2 protein-coding genes are annotated in these 3,953 nt (G+C 78.1%); both read right to left on the reverse strand.

The genetic code is table 11. The annotated features are described in order from the left end of the window. The coding region (locus ACSNOD_RS29305) for a transglutaminaseTgpA domain-containing protein (protein ID WP_436770101.1) at positions 1–2,462 on the reverse strand (2,462 nt) is incomplete at its 3' end. After that, on the reverse strand, positions 2,459–3,953 hold a 1,495-nt coding region (locus tag ACSNOD_RS29310), incomplete at its 5' end, for a DUF58 domain-containing protein (protein WP_436770102.1). The genes ACSNOD_RS29310 and ACSNOD_RS29305, both read right to left, overlap by 4 nt.

Consider the following 3,953-nt stretch of genomic DNA (forward strand, 5'->3'; position numbering starts at 1 on the left):
GGCCAGAGGCGGCGGGGCGGGGCCCAGCGGGTGGCGAAGGCCGCGTACTGGCGGGACACCGCCCAGCGGAGGCGGGTCGCCGAGCGGGGCGCGAGCAGCGCTCGCAGGCGCGCTCCCCGGCCCGCCGAGGCGTGGAGCCCCTCCCGCACCCGGCGCACATCGTCGACCACGCCCGCCGCGGCCCGCGGCCGCGGGGCGTAGAGCGCCTGCTCGACCGCGTCGGCGACCCGGTGCGCGGCTGCCGCCGCGGCCTCGTCCAGCCGCGCCGCCGAGGCGATGCGGGACGCGGCCTGGCGCGGTGTCTGGGAGTCGTCGGGCACGATGCCGTAGTCCCAGCCCGAGTCGATGAGTTCGCGCCAGGCGGCCAGCGTGCCGTCCACCCCGACGCGCCCCCCGTTCCCGTCCGGGCCGCCACCACTCCCGGGACGCTCGGGGCCCCCGGGGCCCCCGCCCCCGCGGAAGACGCGGAAGGCGCCGCCGCCCCGGCCACCGAGGCGGCGCGCCCGCACCCGCGTCCGCCACAGCAGGGGCAGTACCGGGAGCAGCAGCACCAGCAGCACCAGGGCCGCCGTACCCAGCACGGGGGCCGCCGACAGGCCGTCGTCACCGGACCCGCCGCCCGCCTGCGGGACCGCCGCCGCGCAGCCCTGAAGCCGCTGTTCACCGGGCGGGCAGCTGGAGGCCGCCGAGGGCGCCGGCTCCGGCGCGGCCGACGCGCCGGGCCGCGGCAGGTCGGGGGCCGTGGCCCCGCCCTCCGGGGCCCGCGCCACGGTGTACTCCGGCGCCGAGCCCCGCGTCGGCGTCGGCTCGAACCGCGTCCAGCCCACGCCCTCGAAGTACAGCTCCGGCCAGGCGTGCGCGTCCCTGAGCCCGACCGACATCGAACCGTCGGTCTGCGCGACCCCCGGGGTGAAGCCGACCGCCACCCGGGCCGGGATCTTCAGCGTCCTCGCCATCGCCGCCATGGCGAAGGAGAAGTGCACGCAGAAGCCTTCCTTCTGCCGCAGGAAGCGGGCTATGGCGTCCGGGCCCGTGCCCGTGGCCACCTCCGTGTCGTACGTGAAGCCGCCGGTCGACGAGAACCAGTCCTGGAGGCGCACCGCCCGCTCGTAGCCGTTCGCCGCGCCGGCGGTCACCTGGCGCGCCGTCGCGGCCACGACGCCCGGCAGCGAGTCCGGCACCCGGGTGTACTCCTCCAGCAGGGCGGGCGGCGGCGCCGGTGCCGAGGAGAGCTGGGCAACGGTCGGCCGCGCCATCGTGCTGACGACCTCGTAGCGCAGCCCCCGGGTGGTCTGCCCCCGGTCGCCGACCAGGGTGCGGCCCTCCGGCTCGAACCGCCAGCGCCCGGGGAGGGAGACGGCGGAGGCCGGGTAGGGGAGCGGCAGCCAGTTCTGCGCGTAGTCGTCGGCGGCGGACACCGAGCTGGTGACCGTCACCGTCCGCACGTCCGGGCCCAGGCCCTGGGGCCGCGGCAGCGGCACCGGCACATCGCTCACCCGGCGCTCCGAGGGCTTCCAGGTGGTGCCGTCGAACTGGTCGAGGGCCACGATCCGCAGATACAGGTCCTGGGGGACGTCGACGTTCGAGCGGTAGCGCAGCACCTCGCGGCTCTGCGGCTGGTTGAGGCTGTTCTGCAGCGACACCAGCGGGTTGACCGCCGAGATGGTGCCACCGCCGGTGCCGGCCCCCTCGCCCGTGCCGGGCCGGCCGAACAGCCCGCCGCCCAGCGAGGGCAGCGCCACCGGCACCACCAGGGCGATGCCCAGGGCCAGGGCGCCGATCCTGCGCCCCGTGCGGACCGGGGAGAGCGTGGCCGGGCGGCCGCTCTCCAGCCCCGCGCCGAGCCTGCTCGGCGCGGCCGGCGGCGCGGCGGTGAAGATCCGCCCCCACTGCGAGAGCCGGTCCCGGCCCTCGGTGAGGAGCAGCAGCAGATAGCCGGCGGCGGCCAGCAGGAACCACAGCCAGCGGGCGCCGCCCTGGGAGAGCCCGGCCGCCACCGAGTACAGCGCGAGCAGCGGCAGCCCGGCGGGCGCGGCGCTGCGGTAGGTGACCGCCAGCGCGTCCACCGTGAGGCCGATCGCCACCACCCCGCCGACCAGCAGCAGCCGGATGCCGGGGGTGACGGGCGCGGGGATGGCGTACCGGCCCACGTCCGCCCGGCCCTCGGACAGGAGGAGGCCGAACTCCCGGAACGCCTCCGGGCCGGGCAGCAGCCCGAGCAGCGCGTGCTGGCGGGTGAAGAGCAGCGTGAGCAGGAGCAGCGCCACGGCGGCCTGGGCGAGCACGGTCAGCGGCCGGGGCAGCGGCACCCGGCGGGCGAGCGTGCCCGTTCCCGAGACCGCCAGCAGCAGCGCGGCGGCCTGCACCAGCCAGCCGGGCGGCGAGACCAGGGGCAGCAGGGAGCACGCCGCCAGGAGCGTCGCGAGCGCCGCACCCATCGTCAGCCGTGCCGAGCCGCTCACGCGCCACCTCCCAGCGGGCCCGCCCAGGACCCGGTCGCCGTCCCGCCGGTCGCCGTCCCGTCGGCCGCCGCGCCGCCGTCCGCCCGCCGCCACAGCTCCGGCAGCGCGTCACCGGGGGCGAACGGCACGACCGTCCACCCCGCCTCCCGGAGCAGGCGCAGCCGCCGCCCGAACCCGGCGTCCCGCGCGCCGGAGCCCGCCATGGTCTCGGCCCCGGTGCCGCCGGCGCCGGTCCTCGTGCGGCCGGAGGCGTCCAGGACGAACGCGATCGCCCCGCCACCGCGCCGCCGCATCCTGCCCAGCACGGCGGCCTGCTCCTCGTCCAGCTCACCGAGGAACGCCACCAGGAGCCCTTCGCCGCCCCCGCGCAGCGCGTCGTACGCCCGGGACAGGCCGGTGTCCTCGGACTGCTCCACCACGGCGAGGGTGTCCAGCAGCAGCCCCGCCGCGTCCGCGGCCTCGGACGTCGCCCCCGTGAAACCTCCTGTGAAGCCCCCCGACAGACCGCCGGCTCCCGCGAAGCCCCCGTCGAAACCCCCCGTGAAGCCCTCCGGGCCCGGAACCGAGCTGCCCGTGTCCGTCAGCAGCCGCACCGAGAAGCCGCGCTCCAGCATGTGGGCCGCGGCCGACGCGGCCGCCGTCACCGCCCACTCGAACGCGCAGTCGGGCCCCGAGCCCGGGTACGCGATCCGCCGGGTGTCCAGCAGTACGGTGCAGCGCGCCCGGTGGGGCTGCTCCTCGCGCCGGACCATCAGCTCGCCGTACCGGGCGGTGGACCGCCAGTGCACCCGGCGCAGGTCGTCGCCGTGCCGGTAGCCGCGCGGAATCACATCGTCCTCACCGGCCAGGGCGGGCGCCCGCTGCCGCCCGTCGCCGTACCCCGCGCCCTCCCCGGCGAGCCGGATCGCCGGCAGCGGCACCACCCGGGGCACCACGATCAGCGTGTCGTACGAGCTGAAGCCGCGGGTCAGCTCGCACATGCCGAACGGATCGGTGAGCCGGAGCTGCAACGGGCCCAGCGGATAGCGGCCGCGCAGGTCCGAGCGCACCCGGTAGGACACCTCGCGGTGGCCGCCCGGCTCCAGCCGGTCCAGGACGAAGCGGGGCCGCGGGCCGAGGACGTACGGGACCCGGTCCTGCACCATCAGCAGTCCGGTCGGCAGCCGGGAGACGTTGTGGACCCGCAGCCGCACCCGCGCCTCCGCGCCCGCCGGCACCCGGGCCGGGGAGAGCGCGCGCTCGCCGGAGACGGAGAACCGGGTGCGGTAGAGCACGGCCACGCACACCAGCGGCAGCACGGCCAGCAGCAGCCCCACCCGGAGCAGGTCCGCCTGGCCGAGCACATAGCTGCACGCCGCCGCGGCCAGCCCGGCGGCCAGGAACGACCGGCCGCGGGTGGTCAGCCCGGTCAGCGCGGCCCGCACCCCGCCCGGCCCCCGCCCGCCCCGACCGAATCCGCCCCGGCCCGGCCTGGCTCGGACAAGCCCGGCC

It is taken from the genome of Streptomyces sp. URMC 123 (assembly GCF_051386515.1).
GTDB lineage: Bacteria > Actinomycetota > Actinomycetes > Streptomycetales > Streptomycetaceae > Streptomyces.